This is a genomic window from Pseudomonas yamanorum (assembly GCF_013386765.1).
In the GTDB taxonomy this organism is placed as follows: domain Bacteria; phylum Pseudomonadota; class Gammaproteobacteria; order Pseudomonadales; family Pseudomonadaceae; genus Aquipseudomonas; species Aquipseudomonas yamanorum_A.
The window spans coordinates 45,334-59,615 of sequence record NZ_JACARE010000031.1; the positions used below are offsets into that span (position 1 = coordinate 45,334).

Below are 14,282 nucleotides of genomic sequence, written 5' to 3' on the forward strand. Positions count from 1 at the left end.
ATATGCGGCGCTTTGCCGCGCAGCTTTCATGTAAGGCTGCACCCGGCACTTTGACAGTGTATATTCATCCAGTCTTTAGCCGTATACTCCTGCATTATTTACGCCCGCCGTGCGAGGCCATCTTGGACAAGATCCTGATTCGTGGGGCTCGAACCCACAACCTGAAGAACATCGACCTGACCCTGCCACGGGACAAACTGATCGTCATCACCGGCTTGTCCGGGTCCGGCAAGTCGTCCCTGGCGTTTGACACGCTGTACGCCGAAGGCCAGCGCCGCTATGTGGAATCCCTGTCGGCCTATGCCCGGCAGTTCCTGTCGATGATGGAAAAACCCGACGTCGACACCATTGAAGGCCTGTCGCCAGCGATTTCCATCGAACAGAAATCGACGTCCCATAACCCACGCTCCACCGTGGGTACCATCACAGAGATCTATGATTACCTGCGCCTGCTGTATGCCCGCGTAGGTATTCCCCGCTGCCCGGACCACGATATTCCCCTGGAAGCACAGACCGTCAGCCAGATGGTCGACCTGGTGCTAGCCCAGCCGGAAGGCGCCAAGCTGATGCTGCTGGCGCCGGTGATTCGCGAGCGTAAAGGCGAGCACCTTTCCGTCTTCGAAGAGCTGAGAGCGCAAGGTTTCGTGCGGGCCCGGATCAACGGCAAGCTCTATGAGCTGGACGAAGCGCCGAAGCTGGATAAACAGAAGAAGCACTCGATTGATGTGGTGGTCGACCGTTTCAAGGTGCGTGCCGACTTGCAGCAGCGGCTGGCGGAGTCTTTCGAGACCGCACTGAAGCTAGCAGACGGTATCGCCCTGGTGGCGCCCATGGACGACGAGCCCGGGGAAGAAATCATCTTCTCCGCGCGCTTCGCCTGCCCGATCTGCGGCCACGCCATCAGCGAGCTGGAACCGAAGCTGTTTTCCTTCAACAACCCGGCTGGCGCCTGCCCGACCTGTGATGGTTTGGGGGTTAAGCAATTCTTTGATATCAAACGACTGGTCAATGGCGACCTCACGCTGGCGGAAGGCGCGATACGCGGCTGGGACAGGCGTAACGTCTATTACTTCCAGATGCTGGGCTCGCTGGCGTCCCACTACAAGTTCAGCCTCGAAGTGCCCTTCAACGAGCTGACCGCCGAACATCAGAAATTCATCCTGCACGGCAGCGGTTCGCAAAACGTCGACTTCAAGTATTTGAACGACCGTGGCGACATCGTCAAACGCTCGCACCCGTTCGAAGGCATCGTGCCGAATCTGGAGCGTCGCTACCGCGAGACCGAGTCGGCCAGCGTGCGCGAGGAACTGGCCAAGTTCCTCAGCACCCAGCCCTGCCCGGATTGCCGTGGCACCCGCCTGCGCCGTGAAGCGCGGCACGTGTGGGTTGGCGAGAAGACACTGCCGGCGGTGACCAACCTGCCGATTGGCGATGCCTGTGAATACTTCGGCACACTGAAGCTGACCGGTCGCCGTGGGGAAATTGCCGACAAGATCCTCAAGGAAATTCGTGAGCGGCTGCAGTTCCTGGTTAACGTGGGACTGGACTATCTGTCGCTGGACCGCAGTGCCGACACACTTTCCGGTGGCGAGGCCCAGCGGATTCGCCTGGCCAGCCAGATTGGCGCCGGCCTGGTGGGCGTGCTGTACATCCTCGATGAGCCGTCGATTGGCTTGCATCAACGGGACAACGATCGCCTGCTGGGTACGCTGAAACACCTGCGGGACATCGGCAACACGGTGATCGTGGTCGAGCACGATGAAGATGCCATTCGTCTTGCGGACTACGTGGTAGATATCGGCCCGGGTGCCGGTGTGCACGGTGGGCATATTGTCGCCGAGGGCACGCCTGCCGAAGTGATGGCGCATCCTGACTCGCTGACCGGCAAATACCTGTCGGGCCGTGTGAAGATTGCTGTGCCAGCCAAGCGTACGCCGCGCAACAAGAAGATGGCGCTGCACCTCAAGGGCGCGCGTGGCAACAACCTGCGCAACGTCGACCTGGAGATCCCGTTGGGTCTGCTGACCTGTGTGACCGGTGTATCCGGTTCGGGCAAATCGACGCTGATCAACAACACGCTGTTTCCATTGAGCGCCACCGCGCTGAACGGTGCGACCACCCTGGAAGCCGCCGCTCACGACAGCATCAAAGGCCTTGAGCATCTGGACAAGGTCGTCGATATCGACCAGAGCCCGATTGGTCGCACGCCACGTTCCAACCCGGCGACCTACACCGGGCTGTTCACACCAATTCGCGAGCTGTTTGCCGGCGTGCCGGAGTCGCGCTCTCGTGGCTACGGGCCGGGCCGGTTCTCGTTCAACGTCAAGGGCGGGCGCTGCGAGGCGTGCCAGGGCGATGGCTTGATCAAGGTGGAGATGCACTTCCTGCCGGACATCTACGTGCCGTGCGACGTGTGCAAGAGCAAGCGCTACAACCGCGAAACCCTGGAGATCAAGTACAAGGGCAAAAGCATCCACGAAACCCTCGAGATGACGATCGAGGAAGCGCGGGTGTTCTTTGATGCGGTCCCGGCGCTGGCGCGCAAGCTGCAGACGCTGATGGATGTTGGCCTGTCGTACATCAAGCTGGGCCAGTCGGCGACCACGTTATCGGGTGGTGAGGCGCAGCGGGTCAAGCTGTCTCGCGAGCTGTCCAAGCGCGATACCGGCAAGACCCTGTATATCCTCGATGAGCCGACCACGGGCCTGCACTTTGCGGATATTCAGCAACTGCTGGACGTACTGCATCGCCTGCGTGACCACGGCAACACGGTGGTGGTGATCGAGCACAACCTGGACGTGATCAAGACCGCCGACTGGCTGGTGGACCTGGGGCCGGAAGGCGGCTCAAAAGGTGGGCAGATCATTGCGGTCGGCACACCGGAGCAAGTGTCTGAGATGAAGCAGTCTCACACCGGCTTCTACCTCAAGCCTCTGCTGGCACGCGACAAGGACTGATTGTTCAGGCCCACGAAAAAGCCCCTGTCACCGTGTAAGTGACAGGGGCTTTTTTGTAGCCAGAAGAATCAGAACTGCGATTGCAGGTAATTCTCCAGGCCAATCAACTTGATCAGACCCAGCTGCTTCTCCAGCCAGTAGGTGTGATCTTCTTCGGTGTCATTCAACTGCACCCGCAGGATTTCCCGCGTGACGTAGTCGTTGTGCTGCTCGCAGAGCTCGATGCCCTTGCAGAGCGCAGCACGGACCTTGTATTCCAGGCGCAAGTCGCTGGCGAGCATCTCAGGGACCGTGGTGCCGGTGTCCAGGTCGTCGGGACGCATACGTGGCGTGCCTTCGAGCATCAGGATTCGGCGCATCAGTGCGTCGGCGTGCTGTGCCTCTTCTTCCATTTCGTGGTTGATGCGCTCGTAGAGCTCGGTAAAGCCCCAGTCTTCGTACATCCGCGAGTGAATGAAATATTGGTCACGAGCAGCCAGTTCGCCCGTCAGCAACGTGTTGAGGTAATCGATTACGTCGGGGTGACCTTGCATCGCCCTACATCTCCCTGCTTGAAAGTCTGTAGTTTGAACCATGATGACCCGGAGGTCACGGGACCAACGGCAGAAAAGTGAAGATTTCCGGTGAAAAGTAGCTGAAATAACGCAAAAACCGCCCAAATGAGGGCGGTTCTGCTTATCGTTTAGAGTTAGTTAAGCGATACACCCAGTGCAGATGCGATCCCTTCTCCATAAGCAGGATCTGCCTGGAAGAAGTACTGCAACTGGCGCTGGACCACGTCGCTGGAAACACCCGCCATCGCGCCGGCGATGTTGTTGATCAGCAGGGTCTTCTGCTCATCATTCATCAGGCGGAACAACGCGCCCGCGTGGCTGAAGTAGTCGGTGTCTTCACGGTGATCGTAACGATCTGCCGCGCCGCTCAGGGCCAAGGCTGGTTCAGCGTATTGCGGAGCCTGCTTCGGAGCATCGGCGTAGCTGTTTGGCTCGTAGTTTGGAGCCGCACCACCATTTGCACCGAATGCCATCGAACCGTCACGCTGGTAGCTGTTGACCGGGCTGCGTGGCGCGTTCACCGGCAGCTGCTGGTGGTTGGTGCCGACACGGTAGCGATGGGCATCTGCGTAAGCGAACACGCGACCTTGCAGCATACGGTCTGGCGACAAGCCAACACCTGGGACCATGTTGCTTGGACCGAAAGCGGCTTGCTCGACTTCGGCAAAGTAGTTCAGCGGGTTACGGTTCAGCTCAAGCTCGCCGACTTCGATCAGCGGGAATTCTTTCTGCGACCAGGTCTTGGTCACGTCGAAGGGGTTCTCGTAGTGAGCATTGGCCTGAGCTTGCGTCATGATCTGGATGCACACGCGCCATTTCGGGAAGTCACCGCGCTCGATAGCGCCGAACAGGTCGCGCTGGGCATAGTCAGGATCGGTACCCGCCAGGCGCGCAGCGTCAGCAGGCGCCAGGTTCTTGATACCTTGCTGGGTCTTGTAGTGCCACTTCACCCAGTGCCGCTCGCCTTTGGCGTTGATCAGGCTGTAGGTGTGGCTGCCGAAGCCGTGCATGTGACGGTAGCCGTCCGGGATGCCACGGTCCGAAAACAGGATGGTGACCTGGTGCAGCGCCTCGGGTGAGTGCGACCAGAAGTCCCACATCATCTGTGCACTTTTCAGGTTGCTTTGCGGCAAGCGTTTTTGGGTGTGGATGAAGTCCGGGAATTTCAGCGGATCTCGGATGAAGAACACAGGGGTGTTGTTGCCAACGATGTCCCAGTTGCCTTCTTCGGTATAGAACTTCAAGGCGAAACCACGTGGGTCACGCTCGGTATCAGCCGAGCCGCGCTCACCGCCTACTGTAGAGAAGCGCAGGAAGGTTGGGGTTTGCTTGCCTACGGACTCGAACAGCTTGGCACTGGTGTACTGAGTAATGTCTTGGGTGACGGTGAACGTACCGTAAGCGCCCGAGCCCTTCGCGTGTACACGACGCTCAGGAATGTTCTCACGGTTGAAATGGGCAAGCTTCTCGATCAGGTGAAAATCGTCGAGCAGCAATGGGCCGCGCGGGCCGGCGGAGCGGGAGTTCTGGTTATCGGCAACGGGGGCACCGCTGGCGGTAGTAAGGGTTTTATTTTGACTCATGCTCAATCTTCCTCAGGTCAGACTCGAAACTGCCGGCTAATCGGCTTGAAGGGAGTATTAACCAGGAAGGTGACACCTTCAAATTCATTAAATCATGAGCTTCGATAGAATTTAACTAACTAACCGAGCCGATAGCTGAAGTTGCTTGAGGTACTTCCATTTTCCCGCGCGCACAAAAAACCGGGCACTAGGCCCGGTTCTTCGTTACAGACTGACGTCTTACTCAGCGGATACAGCTTCACCGCCAACTGGACGATCGATCAGCTCAACGTACGCCATAGGCGCGTTGTCACCAGCGCGGAAACCGCACTTGAGGATGCGCAGGTAGCCACCCTCACGGGTAGCGTAACGCTTGCCCAGGTCGTTGAAGAGCTTACCAACGATAGCTTTCGAACGAGTACGGTCGAAAGCCAGACGGCGGTTAGCCAGGCTGTCTGTCTTGGCCAAAGTGATCAGCGGCTCAGCAACGCGACGCAGTTCTTTAGCTTTCGGCAGTGTAGTTTTGATCAGCTCGTGCTCGAACAGCGACACCGCCATGTTCTGGAACATAGCCTTACGGTGCGAGCTGGTACGGCTCAGGTGACGACCACTTTTACGATGACGCATGGTTCATTCCTTACCAAACTCACGTTCGGTGATTACGACGATCAGGCAGTCGCCTTGTCGTCCTTCTTAAGACTTGCAGGCGGCCAGTTGTCGAGGCGCATGCCGAGGGACAGACCGCGGGAGGCCAGAACGTCCTTGATTTCGGTCAAGGATTTCTTGCCCAGGTTCGGAGTCTTCAACAGTTCTACTTCGGTGCGCTGAATCAGATCGCCGATGTAGTAAATGTTTTCCGCCTTAAGGCAGTTAGCCGAACGTACAGTCAGTTCCAGATCGTCAACCGGGCGAAGCAGGATCGGATCGATCTCGTCTTCCTGCTCGATTACCACTGGTTCGCTGTCACCCTTGAGGTCGACGAACGCAGCCAACTGCTGTTGCAGAATGGTTGCAGCGCGGCGGATAGCCTCTTCAGGATCCAGAGTACCGTTGGTTTCCAGATCAATAACCAGCTTGTCCAGGTTAGTACGCTGTTCGACACGGGCGTTTTCCACCACGTATGCGATACGGCGAACCGGGCTGAACGAAGAGTCAAGCTGCAAGCGACCAATGCTGCGGCTTTCGTCTTCATCGCTCTGACGCGAGTCGGCCGGTTCATAACCACGACCACGAGCTACGGTGAGCTTCATGTTCAGGGCGCCGTTAGACGCCAGGTTAGCGATTACGTGATCGGGATTAACGATCTCGACATCATGATCCAGCTGAATATCGGCAGCGGTAACCACCCCCGAACCCTTCTTCGACAAGGTCAGCGTAACTTCGTCACGGCCGTGCAGCTTGATAGCCAGACCTTTAAGGTTCAACAGGATTTCAATTACGTCTTCCTGTACACCTTCGATGGCGCTGTACTCGTGGAGCACACCGTCAATCTCGGCCTCGACTACTGCACAGCCGGGCATTGAGGACAACAGGATGCGGCGCAGCGCGTTGCCCAGGGTGTGGCCAAAACCACGCTCGAGAGGCTCGAGAGTGATCTTGGCGCGGGTTGGACTGACAACCTGCACATCAATGTGACGGGGTGTCAGGAACTCATTTACCGAAATCTGCATGGATGCACCTATTTTCTAGCCCTTACTTGGAGTAGAGCTCGACAATCAGGCTTTCGTTGATGTCGGCGGACAGATCACTGCGAGCAGGAACGTTCTTGAAAACGCCCGACTTCTTCTCAGTGTCTACTTCTACCCATTCTACGCGGCCACGTTGGGCACACAGATCGAGAGCTTGGACAATGCGAAGTTGATTTTTTGCTTTCTCGCGAATCGCGACCACGTCACCAGCACGAACCTGGTAAGACGGCACGTTAACGGTTTGGCCGTTTACGCTGACGGATTTGTGCGATACCAGCTGACGGGATTCGGCACGAGTCGAACCAAAGCCCATACGGTATACAACGTTGTCCAGACGGCATTCGAGCAGTTGCAGCAGGTTTTCACCGGTTGCACCTTTCTTGCCAGCAGCTTCTTTGTAGTAGCCGCTGAACTGACGCTCGAGAACGCCGTAGATACGACGGACCTTCTGCTTTTCACGCAGTTGGGTGCCGTAATCGGACTGGCGACCGCGGCGTTGGCCGTGGATACCAGGTGCTGCTTCAATGTTGCACTTCGATTCGATCGCGCGCACGCCGCTCTTCAGAAAGAGATCGGTGCCTTCACGACGAGCGAGTTTGCATTTTGGACCAATGTAACGAGCCATTCTTTACAATCTCCTGGATTACACGCGGCGCTTCTTCGGCGGACGGCACCCGTTGTGCGGGATTGGCGTCACGTCGGTGATGCTGGCGATCTTATAGCCACAGCCGTTCAATGCACGGACAGCAGACTCACGACCTGGACCTGGACCTTTGACGTTAACGTCGAGGTTTTTCAGGCCATATTCCAGCGCAGCTTGACCAGCACGTTCAGCAGCTACTTGAGCAGCAAACGGGGTGGACTTGCGGGAACCGCGGAAACCCGAACCACCGGAGGTAGCCCAAGAAAGCGCGTTACCTTGACGGTCGGTGATGGTCACGATTGTGTTGTTAAAAGATGCATGGATGTGGGCGATGCCATCAACCACTGTCTTTTTAACTTTTTTACGAGGACGAGCAGCAGGTTTTGCCATGATTAATTTCCTGTCGATTCGCGTGGGCGATTACTTGCGGATCGGCTTACGCGGACCTTTACGGGTACGCGCGTTAGTCTTGGTACGCTGACCGCGTACTGGAAGACCACGACGATGACGCAGACCACGGTAGCAACCGAGGTCCATCAAACGCTTGATTTTCATGTTGATTTCGCGACGCAGGTCACCTTCAGTGGTGAACTTCGCCACTTCGCCACGCAACAGCTCAATCTGCTCGTCGCTCAGATCTTTGATCTTTGCGGCTGGGTTTACCCCAGTATCTGCGCAAATTTTCTGCGCAGTAGTGCGACCAACACCATAGATGTAGGTCAGCGAGATAACAGTGTGCTTGTTATCTGGAATGTTAACGCCTGCAATACGGGCCATTCAGTGGGACTCCAATTGACAGCTACCTACGCCCCGGAAGCCAAGAAATAGGGCGCGAGATAATATCGCTGTAATAACAAATAATCAACCCGGCAGCGCACTAGCTGCCGGGCTTCAAGCGGATCACACTCAGCCTTGGCGCTGTTTGTGACGCGGTTCCGCGCTGCAAATTACTCGAACAACACCTTCGCGGCGAATAATCTTGCAGTTACGGCACAGCTTTTTCACCGATGCACGAACTTTCATCACCAACTCCTCGAACCTTATGGGGTACTCAGCGCAACATGCCGCTGCCGTAGCCCTTCAGGTTGGCTTTCTTCATCAGGGATTCGTACTGGTGCGAAACGAGGTGCGATTGTACTTGGGACATGAAGTCCATCACAACCACGACGACGATCAGCAACGAGGTCCCGCCAAGGTAGAACGGAACGTTTGCTGCAACCACCAGGAACTGGGGCAACAAGCACACGGCCGTCATATATAGAGCACCGAACATGGTCAAGCGAGTCAGAACGCCATCAATGTAGCGCGCAGACTGCTCACCTGGACGAATGCCCGGAATAAAGGCACCGGACTTCTTCAGGTTTTCCGCTACGTCTTTCGGATTGAACATCAACGCCGTATAGAAGAAGCAGAAGAAAATAATCCCTGCACTAAACAGCAGAATATTCAACGGCTGACCAGGAGCGATCGACTGCGAGATGTCCTGCAACCAGCCCATACCTTCAGACTGACCGAACCAGGCACCCAACGAAGCCGGAAACAGCAAAATGCTGCTCGCGAAAATGGCAGGAATAACCCCGGCCATGTTCACTTTCAGCGGCAAGTGGCTGGTCTGCGCGGCAAAGACCTTACGGCCCTGCTGACGCTTGGCGTAGTGAACAGCAATACGACGCTGGCCACGCTCAATGAACACCACAAAACCGATAATCGCTACTGCCAACAAACCGATGGCAACCAGGGCGAAGATATTGATATCACCCTGACGTGCAGACTCGAAAGACTGCCCAATCGCTCTCGGAAGACCGGCAACGATACCTGCGAAAATCAACATCGAGATACCGTTACCAACACCACGCTCAGTAATCTGCTCACCCAGCCACATCATGAACATCGCACCAGCCACAAAAGTGGATACCGCGACGAAATGGAAGCCAAAGTCACCAGTGAACGCAACACCCTGCCCAGCCAGGCCAACGGACATGCCGATAGCTTGGACCAGGGCAAGGATGACAGTGCCGTAGCGGGTGTACTGGCTTATCTTGCGACGGCCAGCTTCACCTTCCTTCTTCAACTGCTCCAGCTGCGGGCTGACGGCGGTCATCAGCTGCATGATGATCGATGCCGAGATGTACGGCATGATCCCCAGTGCAAAGATGCTCATCCGTTCCAGCGCGCCGCCGGAAAACATGTTGAACAAGCTAAGAATGGTCCCCTCATTCTGTCGAAACAGGTCTGCGAGTCGGTCCGGGTTGATACCTGGAACCGGGATGTGTGCGCCTATTCGGTAGACGATAATCGCCAGGAACAGAAAACGCAGACGAGCCCAAAGTTCAGACATACCGCCTTTGCCGAGCGCTGAGAGAGCACCTTGCTTAGCCATTTATTCCTCGAACTTGCCGCCAGCTGCTTCGATAGCCGAACGCGCACCTTTGGTGGCGCCGATTCCCTTGCCGATAGTGACAGCGCGAGTCACTTCACCGGACAGCATGATTTTCACACGCTGTACGTTGACGTTGATCACGTTGGCATCTTTCAGGGTCTGCACGGTAACGATGTCGCCTTCCACTTTGGCCAGCTCGGACAAACGCACTTCTGCGCGGTCCATGGCTTTCAGGGAAACGAAACCGAACTTCGGCAGGCGACGATGCAGCGGCTGTTGACCGCCTTCAAAGCCTGGAGCGATGGTGCCACCGGAGCGGGAAGACTGACCTTTGTGGCCACGGCCACCGGTCTTGCCCAAACCACTACCGATACCACGGCCCGGACGATGCTTTTCGCGACGGGAACCCGGCGCTGGACTCAGATCATTGAGTTTCATCGATTAACCCTCGACACGCAGCATGTAGTAAGCCTTGTTGATCATCCCGCGATTCTCGGGAGTATCAAGTACTTCTACAGTGTGACCGATGCGACGCAGACCCAAACCCTTAACGCACAATTTGTGGTTAGGGATGCGGCCGGTCATGCTTTTGATCAGCGTTACTTTAACGGTAGCCATGATCAGAAGATCTCCTTGACGCTTTTGCCACGCTTGGCGGCAATGGATTCAGGAGACTGCATAGCTTTCAAACCCTTGAAAGTGGCGTGAACCACGTTTACCGGGTTAGTCGAGCCGTAGCACTTGGCCAGAACGTTCTGAACGCCAGCAACTTCGAGGACAGCACGCATAGCGCCGCCAGCGATGATACCGGTACCTTCAGAGGCAGGCTGCATGTACACCTTCGAAGCGCCGTGAGCGGACTTCATTGCGTACTGCAGAGTGGTGCCGTTCAGATCAACTTGGATCATGTTGCGACGAGCAGCTTCCATTGCCTTCTGGATCGCAGCAGGCACTTCACGTGACTTGCCACGGCCGAAGCCAACGCGCCCTTTACCATCACCCACCACGGTCAACGCGGTGAAAGTGAAGATACGGCCGCCTTTAACGGTTTTGGCTACGCGGTTAACTTGAACCAGCTTCTCAATGTAGCCTTCGTCGCGCTTTTGGTCGTTATTTGACATAACTTAGAACTCCAGCCCAGCTTCACGAGCAGCATCAGCCAGCGCTTTCACGCGACCGTGGTACTTGAAGCCAGAGCGGTCGAAAGCCACTTGCGAGACGCCAGCGGCCTTAGCACGCGTAGCGACCAGCTGGCCAACCTTAGTGGCCGCGTCGATGTTGCCAGTGGCACCATCACGCAGTTCTTTATCCAAAGTCGAGGCGCTTGCCAGGACTTTGTTGCCGTCGGCCGAGATGACCTGGGCGTAGATGTGCTGCGACGAGCGGAACACGCAGAGACGCACGACTTCGAGTTCGTGCATTTTCAGGCGTGCTTTGCGAGCGCGACGCAGTCGAGTAACTTTTTTGTCGGTCATTTGCTATGCCCTACTTCTTCTTGGCTTCTTTACGACGGACGACTTCGTCCGCGTAGCGCACACCTTTGCCTTTGTACGGCTCTGGTGGACGGAAGTCGCGGATCTCAGCGGCCACCTGACCTACCAGCTGCTTATCGATACCCTTGATCAGGATGTCGGTTTGGCTAGGGGTCTCAGCGGTGATGCCTTCCGGCAGTTCGTAATCCACTGGGTGCGAGAAGCCAAGGGCCAGGTTCAAAACCGTGCCTTTTGCTTGCGCTTTGTAACCAACACCGACCAGCTGGAGCTTACGCTCGAAGCCTTGGCTTACGCCTTGGACCATGTTGTTTACCAACGCACGAGTGGTACCGGCCATTGCGCGAGTTTGTTGATCGCCATTGCGAGCAGCGAAACGCAGCTCACCAGCTTCTTCAACGATCTCAACGGACGAATGGATGTTCAGTTCCAGAGTGCCCTTGGCACCCTTCACCGAAAGCTGTTGGCCTGCGAATTTTACTTCGACACCGGCTGGCAGCTTAACGGGGTTCTTAGCGACGCGTGACATGCTTATCCCCCCTTAGAACACAGTGCAAAGAACTTCGCCGCCGACACCGGCAGCGCGCGCAGCACGATCCGTCATCACACCTTTGTTGGTGGAGACGATAGACACACCGAGACCGCCACGAACTTTTGGCAGATCGTCGACGGACTTGTACTGACGCAGGCCTGGACGGCTAACGCGCTTCACTTCCTCGATGACCGGACGGCCTTCGAAGTACTTCAGCTCGATGGACAGCAGTGGTTTGATTTCGCTGCTGATCTGATAACCCGCAATGTAGCCTTCGTCTTTCAGGACTTTGGCAACAGCTACCTTCAACGTGGAAGATGGCATGCTTACGACGGACTTTTCAGCCATCTGGGCATTACGGATACGAGTTAGCATGTCCGCTAACGGGTCCTGCATACTCATGGCTAGACGCTCCTAATACAAAAAAATTAGCCTTGCGGCCATTACGTGTCGCCGAGAATCTCCGAGCACAAAACACACGGGCTCAGGCGAGCCGCGTATTTTAGACACACTCCGGAAATGAAACAAGCCCCAAAAGGGGCTTGTTCCAGATTCAAGGCCACCGGTGGTCAGTATCTTGCGATCCTGGCCACCGAGACTTCGAAAGTACTTACCAGCTGGCTTTAACCAGACCTGGTACGTCACCACGCATTGCCGCTTCACGCAGTTTGTTACGGCCGAGGCCGAACTTGCGGTAAACGCCGTGCGGACGACCAGTCAGGCGGCAGCGGTTACGCATGCGCGAAGCGCTTGCGTCACGTGGCTGCTTCTGCAGAGCAACTGTAGCTTCCCAACGCGCTTCTGGACTTGCGTTCAGATCAACGATGATTGCTTTCAGTGCTGCACGCTTCTTGGCGTACTTGGCAACCGTGAGCTGACGCTTCAGCTCGCGGTTTTTCATGCTCATCTTGGCCATGGTCCTACTCCAATCAGTTGCGGAACGGGAATTTGAACGCACGCAGCAGAGCGCGGCCTTCATCATCGTTCTTGGCAGTGGTGGTCAGGGTGATGTCCAGACCGCGGAGAGCATCGATCTTGTCGTAGTCGATTTCCGGGAAGATGATCTGCTCTTTAACGCCCATGCTGTAGTTACCACGACCATCGAAGGACTTGGCATTCAGGCCGCGGAAGTCGCGGACCCGAGGCAGGGAGATCGACAGCAGACGATCCAGGAATTCGTACATACGCTCACGGCGCAGAGTCACTTTGACGCCGATCGGCCAACCTTCACGGACTTTAAAGCCAGCGATGGATTTCCGAGCGTAAGTCACAACGACTTTCTGACCGGTGATCTTTTCCAGGTCGGCAACAGCGTGCTCGATGACTTTTTTGTCACCGACCGCTTCGCCCAGACCCATGTTCAGGGTGATTTTTGTAACGCGTGGAACTTCCATCACGTTCGAAAGCTTAAGTTCTTCCTTAAGCTTCGGTGCGATTTCCTTCCAGTAAATCTCTTTTAGTCGTGCCATGGTCTTCTACCTAGCAGTGTTCAAGCATCAACCGCTTTTTGGGTCGACTTGAAGACACGAATTTTCTTGCCGTCTTCTACTTTGAAACCAACGCGATCAGCCTTGTTGGTTTCGCCGTTGAAAATGGCGACGTTAGAAGCGTCCAGTGGAGCTTCTTTTTCGACGATACCGCCTTGCACGCCCGACATCGGGTTAGGCTTGGTATGACGCTTAACCAGGTTCAAACCACCGATAACCAGACGGTTATTAGCGAGAACCTTAAGCACCTTACCGCGCTTACCTTTGTCTTTGCCGGCGATCACGATGATCTCGTCGTCACGACGAATCTTTTGCATGTCGGATCTCCTTACAGCACTTCTGGGGCGAGCGAGACGATCTTCATGAACTTCTCAGTACGAAGTTCACGGGTCACTGGCCCAAAGATACGGGTGCCGATCGGCTCTTGCTTGTTGTTCAGAAGAACAGCAGCGTTGCCATCAAAGCGGATAATGGAGCCATCAGCACGACGTACGCCGTGACGAGTGCGGACTACAACAGCAGTCATCACTTGGCCTTTTTTCACTTTACCGCGAGGAATTGCTTCCTTCACGGTAACTTTGATGATGTCACCGATACCAGCGTAACGACGATGGGAGCCACCCAGCACCTTGATGCACATAACGCGGCGTGCGCCGCTGTTATCGGCCACATCGAGCATGGATTGAGTCTGAATCATATAATTTCTCCGACCCCTAGTCCTTAGACTTCCACAGCGCGTTCGAGAACATCAACCAGCGCCCAAGACTTGGTCTTGGCCAGCGGACGAGTTTCACGAATAGTGACCTTGTCGCCGATGTGGCACTGATTGGTTTCGTCGTGCGCGTGCAGCTTAGTCGAACGCTTAACGTATTTACCGTAGATCGGGTGCTTTACGCGACGCTCGATCAGAACGGTGATGGTCTTGTCCATTTTGTCGCTGACAACACGGCCAGTCAGCGTACGGACGGTTTTTTCGGCTTCAGCCATGA

General features: G+C 56.0%; 21 protein-coding genes. 1 reads left to right on the plus strand and 20 read right to left on the minus strand.

Features of this window, described 5'->3' with window-relative positions:
• The first annotated feature begins 122 nt into the window (after nt 1-122).
• Nucleotides 123-2,957, plus strand: a complete 2,835-nt coding sequence (gene uvrA / locus HX875_RS23430) for an excinuclease ABC subunit UvrA (RefSeq protein WP_010174605.1) — start codon at nt 123-125, stop codon at nt 2,955-2,957.
• 68 nt (nt 2,958-3,025) lie between these two features.
• Here the strand turns inward: uvrA and bfr are convergent, their stop codons facing one another.
• The 20 genes from bfr to rpsQ form a co-directional block, all read right to left on the minus strand.
• Complete coding sequence (bfr, locus tag HX875_RS23435; protein WP_003210048.1) at nt 3,026-3,490, minus strand: bacterioferritin; 465 nt, start codon at nt 3,488-3,490, stop codon at nt 3,026-3,028.
• A gap of 155 nt (nt 3,491-3,645) precedes the next feature.
• Nucleotides 3,646-5,094: a catalase gene (locus HX875_RS23440; protein ID WP_177046154.1), complete on the minus strand. Its 1,449-nt coding sequence runs from the start codon at nt 5,092-5,094 to the stop codon at nt 3,646-3,648.
• 219 nt (nt 5,095-5,313) lie between these two features.
• Nucleotides 5,314-5,700, minus strand: coding sequence for a 50S ribosomal protein L17 (gene rplQ / locus HX875_RS23445; protein WP_003210053.1), 387 nt, complete (start codon nt 5,698-5,700; stop codon nt 5,314-5,316).
• A 41-nt stretch (nt 5,701-5,741) separates the two neighbouring features.
• Entirely contained in the window at nt 5,742-6,743 is a 1,002-nt protein-coding gene (locus HX875_RS23450) for a DNA-directed RNA polymerase subunit alpha (RefSeq protein WP_003176403.1), read from the minus strand.
• A 22-nt stretch (nt 6,744-6,765) separates the two neighbouring features.
• Entirely contained in the window at nt 6,766-7,386 is a 621-nt protein-coding gene (gene rpsD, locus HX875_RS23455; protein ID WP_003210056.1) for a 30S ribosomal protein S4, read from the minus strand.
• 18 nt (nt 7,387-7,404) lie between these two features.
• Nucleotides 7,405-7,794 (minus strand): 30S ribosomal protein S11, encoded by a 390-nt coding sequence (gene rpsK / locus HX875_RS23460; protein WP_002555466.1) that lies wholly within the window; start codon nt 7,792-7,794, stop codon nt 7,405-7,407.
• 30 nt (nt 7,795-7,824) lie between these two features.
• Nucleotides 7,825-8,181, minus strand: a complete 357-nt coding sequence (gene rpsM, locus HX875_RS23465; protein ID WP_003210063.1) for a 30S ribosomal protein S13 — start codon at nt 8,179-8,181, stop codon at nt 7,825-7,827.
• 129 nt (nt 8,182-8,310) lie between these two features.
• A complete protein-coding gene (gene rpmJ / locus HX875_RS23470; RefSeq protein WP_002555468.1) occupies nt 8,311-8,427 on the minus strand; it encodes a 50S ribosomal protein L36 in 117 nt (38 codons plus the stop codon).
• Between the two features lie 28 nt (nt 8,428-8,455).
• Nucleotides 8,456-9,784, minus strand: a complete 1,329-nt coding sequence (gene secY / locus HX875_RS23475; protein ID WP_003210064.1) for a preprotein translocase subunit SecY — start codon at nt 9,782-9,784, stop codon at nt 8,456-8,458.
• Complete coding sequence (gene rplO / locus HX875_RS23480) at nt 9,785-10,222, minus strand: 50S ribosomal protein L15 (protein ID WP_003210066.1); 438 nt, start codon at nt 10,220-10,222, stop codon at nt 9,785-9,787.
• Between the two features lie 3 nt (nt 10,223-10,225).
• Entirely contained in the window at nt 10,226-10,402 is a 177-nt protein-coding gene (gene rpmD, locus HX875_RS23485; protein WP_003186033.1) for a 50S ribosomal protein L30, read from the minus strand.
• Between the two features lie 2 nt (nt 10,403-10,404).
• Nucleotides 10,405-10,905, minus strand: a complete 501-nt coding sequence (gene rpsE, locus HX875_RS23490) for a 30S ribosomal protein S5 (protein WP_003186035.1) — start codon at nt 10,903-10,905, stop codon at nt 10,405-10,407.
• 3 nt (nt 10,906-10,908) lie between these two features.
• Complete coding sequence (rplR, locus tag HX875_RS23495) at nt 10,909-11,259, minus strand: 50S ribosomal protein L18 (protein ID WP_003186037.1); 351 nt, start codon at nt 11,257-11,259, stop codon at nt 10,909-10,911.
• Between the two features lie 10 nt (nt 11,260-11,269).
• Nucleotides 11,270-11,803, minus strand: a complete 534-nt coding sequence (rplF, locus tag HX875_RS23500; protein ID WP_003176412.1) for a 50S ribosomal protein L6 — start codon at nt 11,801-11,803, stop codon at nt 11,270-11,272.
• Between the two features lie 12 nt (nt 11,804-11,815).
• Nucleotides 11,816-12,208 carry a 30S ribosomal protein S8 gene (gene rpsH, locus HX875_RS23505; RefSeq protein WP_003186040.1) on the minus strand — a complete coding sequence of 131 codons (393 nt, stop codon included), beginning with the start codon at nt 12,206-12,208 and terminating at the stop codon, nt 11,816-11,818.
• 208 nt (nt 12,209-12,416) lie between these two features.
• Nucleotides 12,417-12,722, minus strand: coding sequence for a 30S ribosomal protein S14 (gene rpsN / locus HX875_RS23510; RefSeq protein WP_003176414.1), 306 nt, complete (start codon nt 12,720-12,722; stop codon nt 12,417-12,419).
• A 13-nt stretch (nt 12,723-12,735) separates the two neighbouring features.
• Entirely contained in the window at nt 12,736-13,275 is a 540-nt protein-coding gene (rplE, locus tag HX875_RS23515) for a 50S ribosomal protein L5 (RefSeq protein WP_003176415.1), read from the minus strand.
• A 20-nt stretch (nt 13,276-13,295) separates the two neighbouring features.
• Nucleotides 13,296-13,610, minus strand: coding sequence for a 50S ribosomal protein L24 (rplX, locus tag HX875_RS23520; RefSeq protein WP_003176416.1), 315 nt, complete (start codon nt 13,608-13,610; stop codon nt 13,296-13,298).
• 11 nt (nt 13,611-13,621) lie between these two features.
• The gene (gene rplN, locus HX875_RS23525) at nt 13,622-13,990 is read right to left on the minus strand and encodes a 50S ribosomal protein L14 (RefSeq protein WP_002555479.1); all 369 of its coding nucleotides are present in this window, start codon (nt 13,988-13,990) and stop codon (nt 13,622-13,624) included.
• Between the two features lie 23 nt (nt 13,991-14,013).
• The gene (gene rpsQ, locus HX875_RS23530) at nt 14,014-14,280 is read right to left on the minus strand and encodes a 30S ribosomal protein S17 (RefSeq protein WP_003176419.1); all 267 of its coding nucleotides are present in this window, start codon (nt 14,278-14,280) and stop codon (nt 14,014-14,016) included.
• Nucleotides 14,281-14,282 lie beyond the last annotated feature (2 nt).